Below are 17,922 nucleotides of genomic sequence, written 5' to 3' on the forward strand. Positions count from 1 at the left end.
GAACTGATTATCATATTTAATAATGGAACAATCTACAAAGCCTATAGCCGAACCTTTTAGTTCTTACCAGATCCTGGTAATTGCTTTATTGGCTTTATTACAGTTTACTATAGTACTAGATTTTATGGTACTTGCGCCGCTTGGCGACTTTTTAATGAAATCTTTGTCCATGACACCTAAGGGATTTGGACTTGTGGTTTCTTCCTATGCTTTTAGTGCCGGAGCATCAGGTATTTTGGCGGCTGGTTTTGCGGATAAGTTTGATCGTAAAAAGCTGCTTTTGTTTTTTTATACTGGATTTATTGTGGGTACGTTGTGCTGTGCACTTTCTACCAATTACGAGATGCTTTTAGGAGCTAGGATTGTAACCGGACTATTTGGGGGGGTAATTGGCGCCATATCTATGACAATTGTTACCGATATTTTTGCGGTTCATCAACGTGGGCGGGTAATGGGGGTTGTACAAATGGGCTTTGCTGCAAGCCAGGTTTTAGGTATTCCGATTGGTCTTTATTTAGCCAATATTTGGGGATGGCATTCGTCATTTTTAATGATTGTTATTTTGGCGATTATGATTGCCATAACGATTCTATTTATGATGAAGCCTATTGATAAACATCTTGCTTTACAATCAGACAAGAGCCCGTTTTTACACTTATGGCATGCACTTTCTAATCGTTCTTATCAATTGGGCTTTATTGCAACCGCTTTTATGAGTGTTGGAGGCTTTATGTTGATGCCTTTTGGAAGTGCTTACCTCATCAATAACATTAACATCACGCAGCAGGAGCTTCCTATGGTATTTATGTTTACCGGTTTAGCCTCTATTGTTATTATGCCTTTAGTTGGGAAATTAAGTGATAAAGTAGATAAGTTTATGCTGTTTACAGGAGGTTCAGTATTGGCTATCATACTGATATTAATCTATACCAATCTTGGTCCGATCCCATTGTGGCAAGTAGTTGTTGTCAATATGGTATTGTTTATGGGGATCATGAGCCGGATGATTCCAGCTACCACGCTTACAATGAGTGTGCCTGATATAAAAGACCGTGGTGCATTTATGAGTGTGAATGCTTCTTTGCAACAAATGGCAGGGGGAATAGCTGCATTAAGCGCTGGTTTAATTGTGACCCAGGAGACAAAGAGTAGTCCATTGGAGAATTACGACATTCTAGGCATAGTGGTTTCGGTAATGATTGTGGTGTGTATATTTTTTGTTTATAAGGTAAGTGAGCTTGTAAAGGCTAAGTAATCAGGAGATAAGCCTAATAATTTAGAAACATTTTTTGTTGTCGAATGTTATTGGTTTAAAAATCTGGATTATGAAACGAATAAAATTTTTTGCTATTCTGCTGATAAGCGGAATACTGTGGTCTTGCAGTCCGACCACAAGAGTAACCGGCTCATGGGTTAATTCTTCTGAAAGAGGAACAATGCTGAGTGGAAAGACTGTTTTTATCGCCTCACTGACTAGAAATATGGAAGTCCGTACTAAACTTGAAAATTCATTGGCATCCCAAGCTGCGCTAAAGAACATTAAAGTGGTAAAAAGTACGGAATTTTTTAGCCCGGATTTTTATCAAAATTCGCCAACTGAAAGAACCTTGATGTCGAAAATCCAGAATTCAGGGGCTAACTATATACTTACCATTTCTTTGATTAACAAGCAAAGTGAAACCAGATATGTTCCGGGATCAGCTGGCTATGCACCTTATCCATATTATGGATGGTATGGCGGATTTTATAGTTACTATAATTATTGGCGTCCGATGTTTTATGAGCCAGGGTATTACGTGACGTATAAAACCTATTTCATGGAAACAAATTTATATGATATGGCAAATAATAAGTTGGTTTGGTCAGCACAGACAGAAACTGTTAATCCTGGATCAATTGATGCTTTTGTAAATACCTTTCCTAAAATCTTGATCGACCAGATGGTTAAGGATGGTTTATTGCCGATGTAGATTGCAAGAATACCAGGCTTTTTTCAACAACTTGATTTAATTGAGGGGGTAATTGATCTGATGTATATGGATGGTAAGCACCATATACATGATTGGCCCCCTCAATTTTTTGAATTTCAGCATTCAATTGCTTTTGTGCTAGCTCCTGAGCTACACTAAATTTGACATTGACGTCGTCATCGCCATGCAGAATTAACCAGGGAACGTGAACTTGTTTTGCCGCATTTCGGATATTGAAATCTGCTTTGTGTTTGTTGAAGTCCTCTAGTAAAGTGCTGTTTAAAGGCATTTTTTCTTTGGTGCGGGCGTTTTCTACAAAAATTTTACCGGTTAGAATCCATTCTTTTTCCTGTTCTTTTTTCCAAAGACTTGAGAAATCTGATATGGCAGACCAGGTAATAAGCTTACTGATTCGCTTATCTCTTGCGGCTTGAATAATAGCCAAACCGCCACCTCTGCTATGGCCAATCAAATAAATGGACCTAGATGGAAAGGTGGTGTTGACATAATCAATCGCTGTACTTACATCTGACAATTCCATACTTATTGTATTGCTAGCAAACGCGTCCATATCTGTTACCTCATTTTGATTTTCTGAAGTAACCCCACTGTGCGATAGGTTGAATTTTAGATATCTGTATCCCTTCGAAGCAAAAAATGCTGCGGTTAAGTTGTGTGCTCCCCAATCTTTGAAGCCTTTAAAGCCATGGATGAAAATTATGGTGTCTGGATTTGTATTTTTATCGTCATAAGTCCAATCACCAAGAATCATTTTTCCTGCTGCACCGCTTAATGTAAAGTGTTCTTTTTTGATCATATATGGCTACCTGTATGGTGTTTAGGCTATATAACAAAATTAAAATCTGGATGTTTCAGTGTTGTTGATTATTTAAAATCTTTCTAAATAGCTCTTAATTACAGCATAATGACAGTGGAACAGCCTTGTGTTATTACTTTTGTTACGCTAAAAACAAACAGGATACTATAATTTTGGAATATTTAAAGATCATTGCTTTCACGCATAAACAGATTGACCTAAAGTCCTTAGGTAAATTGGTAATATGTGAGCAGACATTGGACGATCGGTTGAGAAACATTCAATCAGAGTTAGGTGTCAAGGAAATATTCTATGTAGGAACTTGCAATAGGGTAGAATTTGTATTCACAGCTTCAGATAATTTAGATAAAGATTTTATTCTTCGCTTTTTAACGGTCCTGGATATGGGATTGCCACCAGAGTATATGGAGCAGTTCATTGAAAATGTTTCAGTATATGAACAGTTGGATGCCTTTAATCATTTGTTACGTACTTCTTGCTCATTGGAAAGCTTAGTTGTAGGTGAAAAGGAAATTCTTGCGCAGATTCGTAAAGCTTATGAAGCTTGTCGCGTTGCCGGTTTTACCGGAGATTATATGCGTATGATTATGAACAGGGTTGTGAAAACAGCTAAAGAGGTTTATACGCATACCAATATTTCTAAAAACCCTGTCTCAGTTGTTTCTTTGGCTTACCGTAAGCTGCGCGATCTTAAGATGTGTGCCAACTCAAGGCTACTGATTATTGGTGCAGGCGAAACAAATAAGAACTTAGCTCAATATCTTAAAAAACATAAATATTCCAACTTCTCCATCTTTAACAGAACACTTGCGAACGCAGAAGTGCTGGCTAAAGAATTGAATGGTATTGCTTATCCGCTTTCAGAACTTGAAAATTACAACCAGGGCTTTGATGTGATTATCACTTGTACAGGAGCTACTGAACCTATCATTACAGAGGAGATTTATAAAAAATTGCTGAATGGCGATGCGAGTAAAAAGGTCATCGTTGATTTGGCTATTCCTAACGACGTCGCTGCCGAAGTGGTTAGGGATTTCCCAATGCACTATATCGAGGTTGAATCTTTAAAAGAGACTGCCCGTAAAAATATTCAGGAACGCTATGATGAGCTGGTAAATGCCGAGCACATTATCGAAGAAAACATCAAGGATTTTGGATTGGTATTGCGCCAGCGCAAAATTGAAATTGCTATGAGCTGCGTTCCAGAGAAAATCAAGGAAATTAAGCATACTGCGATCAATGGGATTTTTGCCGAAGAGATCAATAATCTGGATGAAAATTCGAGATTAGTATTGGAAAAGGTGATGAATTATATGGAAAAAAAATACATCAGCGTTCCAATGGTAATGGCAAAGGAGATATTGGTAAAGAATAGCTAAATTTGCCAAAAAATTAGCAATCAACGTGAAAAGACTTATTATAGGTACAAGAGGCAGCGACCTGGCTTTATGGCAAGCCAATTTCATTAAAGATAAATTAGCAGCTATCGGCGTTGAAGCTGAACTGAAGATTATTAAAACTCAGGGTGACAAGATTTTAAATCTTAGATTGGATAAACTTGAGGGCAAAGGCTTTTTTACCAAAGAACTGGAAGAAGAGCTTTTAGGTGGCACTATCGATATTGCCGTACACTCGCATAAAGATTTACCAACTGTACATCCTGATGGACTAACTATTGCTGCGGTAACCGAGCGTGAAGACCCATCGGAGTTGTTGCTGATCCTTAAGGATTGTGTAAACATTACCCACAAGCTTTCTTTAAAAACGGGAGCGATGGTTGGAACTTCATCAAACAGACGTAAGGCTCAACTGCTTGCGCTTCGCCCTGATTTAAATATAGAAGACTTAAGGGGGAACGTACCAACCCGTATCCAAAAGCTAAGGGATGAGGATTATGATGCCATCATGATCGCTAAAGCTGGAGTGAACCGTTTAAATATTGATCTTTCTGAATTTCATGTTGAAGTAATAGATCCTACAGATGTGGTTCCTGCTCCTGCACAAGGTGCACTTGCGATCCAGATCAGGGAAAATGATAGTGAATTATTTGATACGCTTCAAAAAATACATCACCAGGAAACTGCTGATGAGATTGCTGTGGAACGTAAAGTTTTAAACCTTTTCGAAGGTGGTTGCCACATGCCTTTAGGTTGTTATTGCAAAAGGGAAGATGAACAATACGAGGTATGGACTTCAAAGGCTGAAACTGATGAGGATTTTCCTGATCGTTTGTTTTTCCGTGTAAAAAATCTGGATGGACTGGCCGAAAAAATTGTCGCTAAGTTTAGTGGAGAAAGAAAGTTTCCTGCCAAAGTCTTCATTTCGAGAGAAGTTGGGGAGCACAATTACTTTAGAAAAGCCCTTGAAAAACACAATATAGAAATAGATGCGAGATCATTGATTCGTACATTTCCAATTGTAACTGTATTGGATCCTTTTTATTTAAAACATATAGAATGGATTTTCTTTAGTAGCAGAAATAGTGTGGATTATTTCTTTAACCTGAAGCCGATGTTGCCTAAACACGTAAAGTTTGGTGTGGCGGGTCGTGGTTCTGAGGATTCATTGAGAAGAATGGGCCATGTCGCTGATTATGTTGGTGAAGGTGGAGATATAGATGAAGTTGCTGAATTATTTGCTGAAGCTGTTGCTGGAAAAACAGTATTGTTTCCGAGGGCGCAAGATTCACTATTGAGCATTCAAAAAGCGTTGAAATCCGATACAAAAGTGGTTGATCTGCCGATTTACGAAACGGTTATTGAAGAAAATATAGATCAGACTTATGCTGAGGTTCTCATATTTACAAGTCCATCAAATGTAGAAGCATATTTTGTGGATAACCTATTGGAACCAGGTCAAAAGGTAATTGCAATTGGCAATTCTACCGCTAAAAAGTTTGAAGAAATGGGAGTGAAGGTAATTTTACCTTATTCTCCTGATGAAATCGGTTTAGCTGAAGCCGTTTTCGGAATTGATATATAAAAAAAGGTTACTATGTTACACCGTCCACGTAGATTAAGGAAAAATCCTGTTGTGAGAGAGATGATAGCCGAGACTCGGTTATCTAAAGACATGTTCATTTATCCGTACTTTGTTGTTCCTGGGCAACATGTTGTTCATCCATTGGATGCAATGCCGGGCATCAGTCATTTTTCGGAGGATACGCTGATCAAAGATGTAGAAAAGGGATTGAAACTTGGCGTAAACAAGATTATGCTTTTTGGTGTGGGAGATGAGAAGAGTGACAATGCTGCATCTGCATATCATGATCATTCTTTAGTTCCCTCTGCGGTACGTTTATTGAAGAAAAACTTTGGTGACGACCTTTACATTGTAACTGATGTTTGTGTTTGTTCTTATACATCACATGGGCATTGTGGTATATTAAAGGACGATTACGTGCAGAATGATGAAACTGTTGAGGTTATTGCAAAAATGGCACTTACGCATGTACAGGCTGGAGCAGATATGTTGGCCCCATCAGATATGATGGATGGACGCGTAGCTGCGATGAGGAGTGTGCTGGATGGAGCTGGTTACGTAAATGCAGCTATTATGTCGCATGCGACCAAATTTGCGTCAGCTTATTATGGCCCATTTAGGGAAGCCGCAGACTGCGCGCCGAGTAAAGGTGACAGAAAGGCTTACCAAATGGATTTTAGAAATGGTAACGAAGCACTTAGGGAGGCTTTGCTAGACGAAAGTGAAGGTGCAGATGTGTTAATGGTAAAACCTGCTTTGGCTTACCTTGATATTATGCATAACTTAAAACAGCATACAGATTTACCGATTGCCTGCTATAATGTATCGGGTGAATACTCGATGGTTAAAGCTGCTGCACAAAGAGGCTGGATAGACGAACAAAAAGTGGTAATGGAAACTATGCATGCTTTTGCGCGTGCTGGGGCAAGCATTATTACAACTTACCACATTAGGGATATTTTAGAAAAGAATTGGATGTAAGTTTGGTTTGCCGGAAACAATAGAACACACAGAATTGAAATAAGCATATGTTAGAATCTTTAAAAAAAATGTTTTCAGGAAATGAAGGCGATGTACCTGTAAACACAGGGAGTAAACCGGATATTTCCAGAGAAAAATCTGCAGAGTTATACGAAAAGGCGAAAAACTATTTCCCAGGTGGTGTAAACTCTCCAGTTAGGGCTTTTAAGTCGGTTTATGGTACTCCGCTTTTTATTCAAAAAGGGGATGGCTGTTTTGTATGGGATGCAGATGGCAATCAATTTATAGATTTCTGTGCTAGCTGGGGGCCATTAATTCTTGGGCACAATAATGCTAAAGTGAGGGAGAAAGTTACCGAGGTGATGCAAAATGGCATGAGCTTCGGTGCACCAACTGCTCTGGAAAATGAATTGGCAGAGCTGATTATTAAAAACAATAAGTTTGTTGAAAAAATACGTTTTACGAGCTCAGGTACTGAGGCGGTAATGTCGGCTATTAGGTTGGCTCGTGGATATACAGGTAAAGATAAGATCATCAAATTTGAAGGTTGCTACCACGGTCATACGGATTCATTATTGGTAAAAGCGGGATCTGGTCTGGTGACTTTCGGTGAAACTTCATCTGCAGGTGTACCAAAAGCTTTTGCACAAGAAACTATTGTGTTGCCTTTAAATGATACTGAAGCTTTAAAACAGGCTTTTGATCAATTTAAAGATCAGGTGGCGGCAGTAATTATTGAAGGTATCCCGGCAAATAATGGTTTGCTGATGCAGGATGCGGCTTACCTTGAGTTTTTACAAGGTATTTGTAAGGAAAATAATGCCTTATTGATATTTGATGAGGTGATTACCGGTTTTAGGATAGGTTTTGAAGGTGCTGCTGCTTATTATGGTGTGAAACCTGATATTATTACTTATGGTAAGATTATCGGTGGTGGTCTACCCGTAGGTATGTATGGCGCTTCAGCTGAAATTATGGGACATATTTCTCCTGATGGAGGAGTTTATCAGGCGGGAACACTTTCTGGAAATCCTGTAGCTATGGCTGCTGGGATTGCACAACTGACAGAATTGCTGCGTTCTGGGTTTTATAAAGATCTGAACAACAAAACAAGTGAATTTGCAGAGAGCATACAGCGTTTTGCAACTGCTAGAAATTATAAAGTAAAAGTTTTCTATGTGGGTTCTATCTTCTGGATTGCCTTTACTGATAAGGACAAGATCCAGTCTGCAGAAGATATTGACCACAATAGCATGGAGAAATTCAAAATAATGCACAGAGAGTTGCTGAATAGAGGTATTTATTTAGGTCCTTCTGGGTATGAGGTAGGTTTTGTTTCTGCTGCACATTCAAAAATAGAACTTGAAAAAGCTAAAAGGGCCATCTTTGATAGCCTTGACGTTGTTTTCAGGAACAAGTAATTAATGGTATATTTATAAAGTAAAATAAGGTTATCTTGAAAAAATCGATCATTATATTTTATTTCATGTTGCTTTACGCCATGGTGCAACTGATCTCATGGGGCTCACTGGTGGTAAGGTTGGAGCCTGCCAGAATGGCAATGGTTATGGGAGAAGGGTCGGTCTTTTTATTTTTACTGTGTATAGGTGCCTATTTTTTACACCAGTCTATTCAAAAAGAAGAACGCCTGCGTGAGCAACAGCAAAACTTTTTATTGTCCGTAACCCATGAGTTAAAATCTCCATTGGCGGCTATAAAGTTATCTATACAAACGATCGTGAAGCGCGATCTGGATAAGGCAAGACAAACTTCTTTGTTGAATAATTCATTAAAAGATATTGAACGTTTGGATGATCTTGTGGAGAATATGTTGTTGGCTACTAAGATCGAAAACCGCTCCTATTCCTTCCCTAAAGAAGAATTCGACTTTTCTGAGTTGGTAACTAAGATCACAGATCGGCTACAGGTACACTCATGTGGATGTGAGCAATTGATTACACCAATAATTAAACCGGGAATTAAAGTGATGGGTGACCAATTTGCACTTTCATCAGTAGTTACGAATCTTGTTGAAAATGCGGTGAAGTATTCGGGACCTTGTGCGGATGTATCGGTTGAATTAACGGAAAAAGATGGTCATGCATTTTTAAGAGTATCTGACAAAGGACCAGGTATTCCTGATGCAGAAAAGATGCTTATTTTCGATAAATTTTACCGTGTTGGTGATGAGAATGTCAGAAAATCAAAAGGAACAGGTTTAGGCCTGTTTATTGTTAAGGAAGTATTACAAAGCCACGACGCTGATATCAGCGTTAGAGATAACGTACCGCAAGGTGCTATTTTTGAAATAACATTTAGTTGATTATGCAACAGAAATTAAGAATACTGCTGGTTGAAGATGAAGACCATTTATTAGATGCGATAAAATTAAACCTTGAGCTTGAAGGTTATAAAGTACATGCTGTAAAAGACGGTAAAACGGCCTTGAAGGTTTTTAAGGAAGAACGTTTTAACTTGATTATTCTGGATGTAATGCTTCCGGAAATGGATGGTTTCCAAGTTTGTGAGACCATCAGATTAGAAAATACTGAAGTGCCTATTCTTTTCTTAACTGCTAAAAATACCAGCGAAGACAGAGTTATGGGACTTAAAAAAGGAGCCGATGATTATTTGGTAAAACCTTTTAACCTGGAAGAGCTGATCTTAAGAGTAGGCATTCTGGTGAAACGCAGCATGAAAGCTGATGATTTAAAAGAAATCAATTCCTATAAAATTGGTGATAAAACCATCTATTTCAATTCATTTGAACTGAAACAAGACGACGGGGTTATTGTGCCTTTAACTAAAAAGGAAACTATGCTTTTGAAATTGCTGATAGAGCGTAAAAACGAGGCTGTCTCACGCGAACAGATTTTGGAAACTGTTTGGAATTATGATGTTTATCCGTCTACAAGAACTATTGATAACTTCATTTTAACTTTCCGTAAGTATTTTGAACCAGATCAGAAAAATCCGGTTTATTTTCATTCCATCAGAGGTGTAGGTTATAAATTCACTGATATTCATTAATGTATAATTCAAAAGGCAGGTATGCCCTGATGGCAGTTTTTGCTATCGCTAGTGTGGTATGCCTTTTTTATGATCAATACCAGCTGGCAGCTATTGCCGGCTTTTTGTTTGCCTTTGTTTTGTGGAGTCACTTTAAGCACAGTTCAATATTACTGGCTTCAAAACACTTTAAAAATGGTGATCATATACGTGCAGAGCAATTGTTAAATGAGGTACCTAATGCTGATCGGTTAGCTCGAAACAGACGCGGGTATTACGAGTTTATGCGGGCAAATATCGCTTTGAAAAAGGAGGATTACGAAGCTGCTGAACATCATTTTCAGATAGCAAGTCGTTTTCCCCTGGGCGGAAAGAATGATAAAGCTTTTGTGATGATTCATTTGGCTAATCTAGCCTTAAGGAAGAAAGACAAGGTACGCAGTAGCGCTTACCTTGAAAAAGCAAAAGAGTTGGCGGTAACACCAAAGGCTCTTGATATAATTAGTAAAATAGAGGAAGAAGTAAATAGTTTATAAAAGAAATAGAGGATAAAGAAAAGATGAACACGTTATTTTTAGATGCAGCATTTTCAAAGCAAACAGAACGTCCACCGGTATGGATGATGCGCCAGGCAGGTCGTTTTATGCCAGAGTATTGGGAGATTAAAAACAAATACTCCTTTCTTGAAATGTGCAAAACACCTGAAATTGCTGCTGATGTAACGATGTTGCCGGTTGATTTGCTAGGCATTGATGCTGCTATTTTATTCTCTGATATTCTCGTTACCGGAGAGGCTATGGGTGGAGACCTGAGTTTTACACAAGGTGTTGGACCAAAGTTTGCCAATCCTGTGCGTACACTGAAAGATGTGGATGCTTTGGAAGTAGACGTCCTGGATAGGTTACAATATGTTGCTGATGCGATTAAAGTGATACAGCAACGTTTAAATGGCAGTATCCCACTGATTGGCTTTGCAGGAGCACCTTTTACCGTAATGAGTTACTTAGTCGAGGGAGGTTCATCAAAGGACTTTAAACTAACTAAATTGTTGATGCATAATGAGCCGGAGATTGCGCATAAACTACTTGCTAAAATTGCAAAGGTTACTGCTGATTATTTGAACTTGCAAATTGCTGCAGGTGTTAATGCCATCCAAATCTTTGATAGCTGGGCCTTAGCTTTGTCTTGGAACGATTATCAGGAGTTCTCTCACCGTTACATCCAGGAAATTATAGCTAATTTAAATAGAAAGGATGTTCCAATAATTTCTTTCTGTAAAGGTAGTTCTGTGTTTGCTCCAATTATGGCGACCGCTAAACCGGATGTGATTTCCGTAGATTGGAATGCCGATCTTCTAAATATTAAAAATAGCTTGCCTGCTGGAATAGCAGTTCAGGGAAATCTGGATCCACATATTTTATATGCAAACAAACCTGTGATCAAAAAAGAGATCCTTAGATTGTTTGAGCGTATGCGCGGTGAGAAAGGCTTTATTTGTAACCTTGGTCATGGTATCATGCCTGATATTCCTTTCGATAACGTGAAATATGCGATAGAGGTCATTAAGGAGTTCAAATACTAAGTTAAAAATGGAGAAGTACTATTCCTACATCATGTCTGTCCACATCATCTTTGTGGTAAGTTGGATGGCTGGATTGTTTTATAGTGTGCGTTTATTTATTTATCATACTGAGGCCAATGATCGGCCGGAAGTTGAACGCAATATCCTTCAAAAAGAATACGAAAAAATAGAGCATAAGCTTTGGTATATCATTACTACTCCTGCTATGGTACTTACTGTGCTTGCAGGTGTAGGAATGGTTTGCATACGACCATACCTGTTAACTGCGCCTTGGTTTCATGTAAAGCTTGGCTTTGTAGTTGCTTTATTGGCTTATCATTTTATTTGCCAGAATATTATGAAGCAACTAAGGCTCGGTAAATTTAAGAACAGCTCTTTTAAGCTTCGTTTATGGAATGAGGTAGCTACTATTTTGCTCGTTGCCATTGTATTTACAGTGGTTTTAAAAAGTGCTGTAGATTGGGTTTATGGGCTTATAGGCTTAATTATTTTTGCTGTTGTCATTATGATGGCGGTAAAATGGTATAAACACTACCGGAAAAAGCACGATTGTTAATTAGATCAAAATATCATTATAGCTCCTTAATTGGAGCTATTTTTATTTACAGCTATTTTTTTAATCTCATGCAACCTTTTCAATAATTTCCTCATCTTCTATATACCAAACAGAAATGGAGTTGACGCAATATAGAATAGACGAACTGCTAAATGGATGCAGAGCCGGTAACCGGCAGATGCAGGAAGCGCTTTATAAACAGACAGCCGCTAAAATGCTGGTTGTTTGTATGCGATACACTAAAGATAAAATGGAGGCTGAAGATATATTGCAGTTAGCTTATGTTAAAGTATTCGAAAAGATAAAAGAGTATCGCGGTGAGGGTGCATTTGAAGGATGGGTTAGGAGGATTATGGTTAATACGGCAATAGAAAGCTATAGAAAGAATCTGAAAAACATGAACCTGGTACAAATTGAAGAAGCTTACGAACAACCTTCTACCGATTTTGATTTTAGCAGGCTTGGCCTCCAGGATCTCATGCGAATTATTCAAAAGTTATCTGATGGTTATCGTGTTGTTTTTAATATGTATGCAATTGAAGGTTATACACATAAAGAAATTGCAGCAACGCTCGGTATTTCTGAAGGAGCTAGTAAGTCTCAGTTGTCTAGAGCCAGAGCAATTTTGAGGGAAGAAATTATTAGAATGGAGGGCATAAATTATGCAACATATGAAGGATAAAGAAATGGACCAGTTGTTTAAGGACCACTTTGAAAATGCAGAAATAGAACCTTCTGCCGGACTTTGGATAAGTATTGAGCAGCAACTGGGAATTAAGCCTGTTAAAAGGAAATTCCCTTTATATTGGTTTGCTGCCTCAGCAGCAGTTGCTATTATTGTTATGAGCTTATTGCTGACTAAAGAGGAAAAGATCCAGTTGCATGTTAATCATTCTATTGTCCCTTTAGTTGAAAAGACGGCGCCAATTTCAGTTCTGAAAAAATCCGGCAACCAATCTCCCAATAGAATTGCAGCAACCATACCTGGTTTAAAAAATAAAATAGCCTTAGTTAAGGCAAGTGATACCACAAATCTTAAAAAAGATCTGATGGTCATGCAACCAATAAAGGAAGATGTGCGTCTTCATGATATGGTAGAAAGGTTGCGACCAGTAGTCAATTCAGATACCTTGCTACTGGCATCTAATCAATCGGCGGTAATAAATGAGGTGGTCAATGAAAGTGATCAGGTTGAGAAAAGAGGAATTAGAAATATGGGTGACCTGATTAATTTTGTGGTAGATAAGTTGGATAAAAGAGAGGAGAAACTTTTGAAATTTAAAACGGATGACGATGATTCTTCACTCATTGCCATTAACATTGGATTCATAAAATTCAATTCGAAGAAACACAAATAAACCAAACAATATGAATAGAATACTTTTTGCAGCACTTTTGGTATGTGGGCTTACCAGTACAATGACCAGTAAGGTAATGGCTCAGCAAGACAGCACGTCAAAGAAAAAGATGAAACGTTTTGATATGAAGTATGGTATCGGTGTAAGTATAGTTAAAAAGGATACGACAAATACCCCAGGTACTTCTAAGGGGCGTTTTGTAGGGGGGATTACAATTACGAGGGTTGACTGGGGGTTCTCCAGGTTGATTGATAACGGAAGTTTCACTTTGTCGCCTACAAATGATTTTTTGAGTTATAAAGGAGCTAAAACTAGTACTTTTTCTTTTGATGTGATTCAATTTGGATATCGATTTAATCCGAACTTTAAGTTGTATGTAGCAGGTGGTTTCGACTGGACTATGATCCGTCTACGAAAAGATATTACAATTCAAAGAGGGCAGCCGGAGTTAACTTATGTAAATGATGATATTCATTACAGTAAAAATAGATTCTCCAATAGTTATGTACATATTCCTTTAAATTTTGAATTCCGTACAAAAGAAAATCGTCGGGACAAGCGTTTTTATTTTGTAGTCGGCCCGGAAGTCAGTTTTCTGTTAAATGGAAAGTTAAAACAGATTAGTGAGGAAAAAGGGAAGGTTAAAATTAAAGATGATTATCATTTTCAACCTTTCCGTTATGGCGGTACTGCTCGTATTGGTTATGGCAGTATTGGTTTGTTCACCAAGTATTACTTTAATGATATGTTTGATAGCCCTGAACAGAAGGGATTGAAAAATATGTCGTTCGGTATTACATTCGGACTGAATTAAGAAACACACACACTATGCGACCTCTCTTTCTATGCCAAAATATTTATCTTTGTAGCTGTGGAAGAACCGATCATTACCGTTAAGAACTTAACAAAGCAACATCAAGCAGGACAATCATCCGGTGTTAGTGATGTCAGTTTCGACATCAAAAAAGGAAACGTTATCGCTATTCTAGGTGAAAGTGGAAGTGGTAAATCCACATTGTTGAAGTGTATTTATGGCTTGCTGAAGGTCGATAGTGGCGAGGTGTCTTTTAAAGGTAAACGTATTTTGGGGCCAGATGAGCAGCTGATCCCAGGTCATAAGGAAATGAAAATGGTTACGCAGGACTTTTCCTTAAATATATACGCGAAAGTATACGACAATATCGCATCTATGCTTTCAAACACCAATATACAGGCTAAACAAGAAAAGACTATGGAGATGATGCAGCACCTGCACATCGAACATCTTAAGGACAAGAAGATTACGCAATTAAGTGGGGGAGAGCAGCAGCGTGTAGCCATAGCAAAGGCGATGGTAAGTGATACTGCCGTATTACTATTGGATGAACCCTTCAGTCAGGTTGACGCTTTGTTGAAAAACCAGTTGCGTGCGGATATTAAAAGAGTCGCAGCTGAAACTGGAGTCACAGTAGTCATGGTGTCACATGATCCGGCTGACGGTTTGTTTTTAGCTGATGAATTACTTATTCTAAAAGATGGTAAGCTGTTGCAATTAGGCAACCCTGCTTCTGTATACAATCATCCAGATCACATTTATACAGCACAGCTACTAGGTAATGCTGTTGTTTTAAATGCAGAAGATGCTGGAAAGTTAGGTTTAGATATAAAAAGTGGTAACGCCGTTTTCTATCCCGAATGGGTGGAGCTGAAGAGCTCATGGAACAGTAAACGCTTTGAGGTGAAAGATGTGTATTATAAAGGCTTTTATGAAGAGTTGTTGCTAGAGCGGAACGGGGTAGTGATTAGGGCTATTCAACTCAATCGAGGTGAACACAAAAAGAACGATCATGTTCAGGCCAACATCACACATTTTCTGACTTTATAAACCCATAAAAATCAGTCTGGTAAACCTCCAATTTTCATTTTCGTGTCATAACATTTGTTTGTAGGCTTATCCTGACTTTTTTACTAAAATATTCAGAAGTTGAGTATTAACTTTGCAAGGCTTAATTTTTTAAGCAATACATATTAAAGTAGAAAAGCAGATGCAGAAGGGACATCCTCAATCCATAATATTAAAATTCTTTTTTTTGTTCATTATAAGCTTGGGCAGCTTGACGTCTTTCGCGCAGGAAACTGCAGTAAAGGGAACTGTTACTGACGCAAGTACTAAAGAAACCATTCCTTATGCTTCTTATATCGTTGTAGGAAGTGGTAAGGGCGGACGTACTGATGCCGATGGTAAATACAACATCACCATAGATGGTAATTACACTCAACTTAAATTTAGTTATGTGGGGTATAAAGCACAGGTAAAGACAATTAAGCCGGGTACAACACAAACAATTAATATTCAATTGCAAAACGAGGCGATGCAAATGAACGAGGTGGTGATCAAAGGTGGAAAAAAGCCAAAGTATCGCAATAAAGAGAATCCTGCTGTAGAACTGATTCGTAAGGTAATTGCTAACAAGTCGAAAAACCGAATGGAGAGCTACGACTATGTGAGTTATAAAAAATACGAAAGAATGCTATTCTCTATGAGCAACCTTTCTGATAAATTTAAAAATAAAAAGATATTCCGCAATTATCAGTTCTTGTTTCAGGAGCAGGACTCTACTAAAATTGGGGGTAAAAATATGTTGCCAGTTTTCCAGCAGGAAAAGCTTTCTGAGAATTATTTCCGTAAGAATCCTGAGAAAATGAAAACTGTAGTAGTTGCTGATAAGCAAGTGAATTTTGATCCGCGTTTTGTTGATAATCAAGGTCTGACTGCTTATTTTGATAGGATGTATCAGGATATTGATATTTACGATAACAATATTTCTATCATTAGTAACCTGTTGTTAAGTCCGATAGCGGAGGGTGCTCCAACTTTCTATAAGTTTTTTATTACAGATACGATCAAGACCCAACAACCTCAATTGATAGAGCTTTCTTTTACACCACGAGGTAAAATGGATATGTTGTTTGAAGGTAAGTTGTATGTTACTATGGATGGAAATTATGCTGTTCAAAACGCATATCTTACCGTTAATAAAGATATTAACCTGAATTTTGTTAGAGGACTTGAAGTGAAACTTGAGTTTGATCAGAACCCTGACAAGCGATATCATCTGAGTAAAAGTAACTTGATTGTAGATTTTGGAATCACTAAAAAAAATGGTACTGGATTTACGGGTGAACGTACGGTCACTTATAAGGACTACGAAATTAATCATCCCCCAGCGGATGACGTTTATAAAGGCTCTGCTGCATTAGTTGTTGCACCAGATGCAACTAAAAAGTCTGACGAGTTTTGGATAAATAACAGACCTGAAGCCTTGAGTCTTAATAGTTCCAAAATATATAGGAATTTAGATACACTACAAACTATTCCATCTTTTAAGCGGACGATGGATATTGTAACGCTCTTTTTTGCTGGCTATAAAGATTTTGGGCCTTTTGAAATGGGACCGGTAAATACTTTTTACAGCTTTAACAGTGTAGAAGGTTTTCGTTTACGTTTAGGCGGTAGGACAACACCTGCATTAAGTAAAAGGTACTATTTTGAGACCTACGCTGCTTATGGTTTTGATGATCAGAAATGGAAATATTTCCTAAGTGGAACCTATTCGCTAAATAATAAATCGATTTATTCTTTCCCACAAAACTACCTTAGGGCAAGCTTTCAAAGGGATACTAAGATTCCGGGTCAGGAATTGGAGTTCGTTCAGGAAGATAATTTCCTTTTATCATTTAAAAGGGGAGATAATAACATGATGACGTACAATGATATCTACAGATTGGATTATGTACATGAATACGAAAATCATTTCTCTTACAGTGTAGGTTTGCGTAAATGGAATCAGAGCCCTGGTGGAGGTTTATACTTTAGCAACACGCCTCAAACTCTTTTCTCAAAGGCTAACCAAATCAATACTTCAGAAATTACAGTAGGTTTAAGGTATGCACCACATGAAAAATTTTACCAAGGTAAAATATATCGTGTGCCTTTCGTTGATAAATATCCAATATTTAATCTACGCTATACGGCAGGTTTGAAAGGTGTTTTAGGTGGCGAATACAATTACCATAACTTTATGGCTAGTGCTGAAAAGCGTTTTTATTTATCGCAATTGGGCTATACTGATGTGACGCTAGAGGGTGGTTATAATGTGGGTAAGTTGCCTTTTCCACTATTGTCTATTCATCGTGCCAATCAAACTTATGCTTATCAGTTACAATCCTATAACCTGATGAACTTTTTGGAATTTGTGAGTGATCATTATGCAAGTATCAATATCGACCAGAATTTCAATGGATTCTTTTTTAACAAGATCCCATTGCTTCAAAAGTTGAAATTAAGAGAGGTAATGTCGTTTAAAGCATTGTATGGCGGTTTACGTGACGAGAACAATCCGGATAAAAATGCTGATGCTATGCAGTTTGTGCGTAATCAGGATGGAGTGCCAATTACTCATGGCTTAAACAGTGAACCTTATATAGAAGGTAGCGTTGGGGTTGGTAATATCTTTAAAGTATTGAGGGTTGATGCTGTAAAGCGTTTCAATTACCTGGATAACCCTGGTGTTTCTAGCTGGGGATTCCGTGCCAGAGTAAAATTTGATTTTTAATTGTTTTAAGTAGGGTGGTTAGCATAAAGCTTGGCCACCCTACTTTTTTTA

At 37.9% G+C, this 17,922-nt stretch carries 17 protein-coding genes; 16 read left to right on the forward strand and 1 reads right to left on the reverse strand.

From position 1 onward, the window contains the following. Window positions 1-22 precede the first annotated feature (22 nt). Both BLS35_RS24960 and BLS35_RS24965 read left to right on the forward strand, forming a co-directional pair. Window positions 23-1,255 (forward strand): MFS transporter, encoded by a 1,233-nt coding sequence (locus BLS35_RS24960; RefSeq protein WP_090786533.1) that lies wholly within the window; start codon window positions 23-25, stop codon window positions 1,253-1,255. 70 nt (window positions 1,256-1,325) lie between these two features. Next, the gene (locus tag BLS35_RS24965) at window positions 1,326-1,970 is read left to right on the forward strand and encodes a DUF4136 domain-containing protein (protein WP_090786535.1); all 645 of its coding nucleotides are present in this window, start codon (window positions 1,326-1,328) and stop codon (window positions 1,968-1,970) included. Here the strand turns inward: BLS35_RS24965 and BLS35_RS24970 are convergent. Further along, window positions 1,945-2,787 carry an alpha/beta hydrolase family protein gene (locus tag BLS35_RS24970; RefSeq protein WP_090786537.1) on the reverse strand — a complete coding sequence of 281 codons (843 nt, stop codon included), beginning with the start codon at window positions 2,785-2,787 and terminating at the stop codon, window positions 1,945-1,947. The genes BLS35_RS24965 and BLS35_RS24970 overlap by 26 nt on opposite strands. Before the next feature lie 173 nt (window positions 2,788-2,960). Here BLS35_RS24970 and hemA point away from each other — a divergent pair, with 173 nt between their 5' ends. From hemA to BLS35_RS25040, 14 genes are all read left to right on the forward strand, one after another. After that, window positions 2,961-4,187, forward strand: coding sequence for a glutamyl-tRNA reductase (gene hemA, locus BLS35_RS24975; protein ID WP_090786539.1), 1,227 nt, complete (start codon window positions 2,961-2,963; stop codon window positions 4,185-4,187). Window positions 4,188-4,212: 25 nt separating this feature from the next. Then, window positions 4,213-5,790, forward strand: coding sequence for a hydroxymethylbilane synthase (gene hemC / locus BLS35_RS24980; RefSeq protein ID WP_175459632.1), 1,578 nt, complete (start codon window positions 4,213-4,215; stop codon window positions 5,788-5,790). A 12-nt stretch (window positions 5,791-5,802) separates the two neighbouring features. Beyond that, window positions 5,803-6,771, forward strand: a complete 969-nt coding sequence (gene hemB, locus BLS35_RS24985; RefSeq protein WP_090786542.1) for a porphobilinogen synthase — start codon at window positions 5,803-5,805, stop codon at window positions 6,769-6,771. 68 nt (window positions 6,772-6,839) lie between these two features. After that, the gene (hemL, locus tag BLS35_RS24990; protein ID WP_371328264.1) at window positions 6,840-8,192 is read left to right on the forward strand and encodes a glutamate-1-semialdehyde 2,1-aminomutase; all 1,353 of its coding nucleotides are present in this window, start codon (window positions 6,840-6,842) and stop codon (window positions 8,190-8,192) included. A gap of 35 nt (window positions 8,193-8,227) precedes the next feature. Beyond that, window positions 8,228-9,094: a sensor histidine kinase gene (locus tag BLS35_RS24995; RefSeq protein ID WP_090786546.1), complete on the forward strand. Its 867-nt coding sequence runs from the start codon at window positions 8,228-8,230 to the stop codon at window positions 9,092-9,094. A 2-nt stretch (window positions 9,095-9,096) separates the two neighbouring features. Beyond that, window positions 9,097-9,801: a response regulator transcription factor gene (locus BLS35_RS25000; protein WP_015809248.1), complete on the forward strand. Its 705-nt coding sequence runs from the start codon at window positions 9,097-9,099 to the stop codon at window positions 9,799-9,801. Further along, a complete protein-coding gene (locus BLS35_RS25005; RefSeq protein WP_090786548.1) occupies window positions 9,801-10,316 on the forward strand; it encodes a tetratricopeptide repeat protein in 516 nt (171 codons plus the stop codon). Before BLS35_RS25000 ends, BLS35_RS25005 begins: the two co-directional genes overlap by 1 nt. Window positions 10,317-10,339: 23 nt before the next feature. Further along, the gene (gene hemE / locus BLS35_RS25010; protein WP_090786550.1) at window positions 10,340-11,362 is read left to right on the forward strand and encodes a uroporphyrinogen decarboxylase; all 1,023 of its coding nucleotides are present in this window, start codon (window positions 10,340-10,342) and stop codon (window positions 11,360-11,362) included. 7 nt (window positions 11,363-11,369) lie between these two features. Then, window positions 11,370-11,918, forward strand: coding sequence for a CopD family protein (locus BLS35_RS25015; protein WP_090786552.1), 549 nt, complete (start codon window positions 11,370-11,372; stop codon window positions 11,916-11,918). A gap of 115 nt (window positions 11,919-12,033) precedes the next feature. Beyond that, window positions 12,034-12,600, forward strand: a complete 567-nt coding sequence (locus BLS35_RS25020) for an RNA polymerase sigma factor (RefSeq protein WP_090786555.1) — start codon at window positions 12,034-12,036, stop codon at window positions 12,598-12,600. Next, complete coding sequence (locus BLS35_RS25025; RefSeq protein WP_132226071.1) at window positions 12,590-13,276, forward strand: hypothetical protein; 687 nt, start codon at window positions 12,590-12,592, stop codon at window positions 13,274-13,276. Before BLS35_RS25020 ends, BLS35_RS25025 begins: the two co-directional genes overlap by 11 nt. A gap of 10 nt (window positions 13,277-13,286) precedes the next feature. Further along, entirely contained in the window at window positions 13,287-14,090 is an 804-nt protein-coding gene (locus tag BLS35_RS25030) for an outer membrane beta-barrel protein (protein ID WP_090786559.1), read from the forward strand. Between the two features lie 57 nt (window positions 14,091-14,147). Then, window positions 14,148-15,140 (forward strand): ABC transporter ATP-binding protein, encoded by a 993-nt coding sequence (locus BLS35_RS25035; RefSeq protein ID WP_090786561.1) that lies wholly within the window; start codon window positions 14,148-14,150, stop codon window positions 15,138-15,140. A 160-nt stretch (window positions 15,141-15,300) separates the two neighbouring features. Continuing rightward, a complete protein-coding gene (locus BLS35_RS25040; protein WP_090786563.1) occupies window positions 15,301-17,871 on the forward strand; it encodes a DUF5686 and carboxypeptidase-like regulatory domain-containing protein in 2,571 nt (856 codons plus the stop codon). Window positions 17,872-17,922: the final 51 nt, after the last annotated feature.

The sequence above is a fragment of the Pedobacter sp. ok626 genome (assembly GCF_900100435.1).
In the GTDB taxonomy this organism is placed as follows: Bacteria; Bacteroidota; Bacteroidia; order Sphingobacteriales; family Sphingobacteriaceae; genus Pedobacter.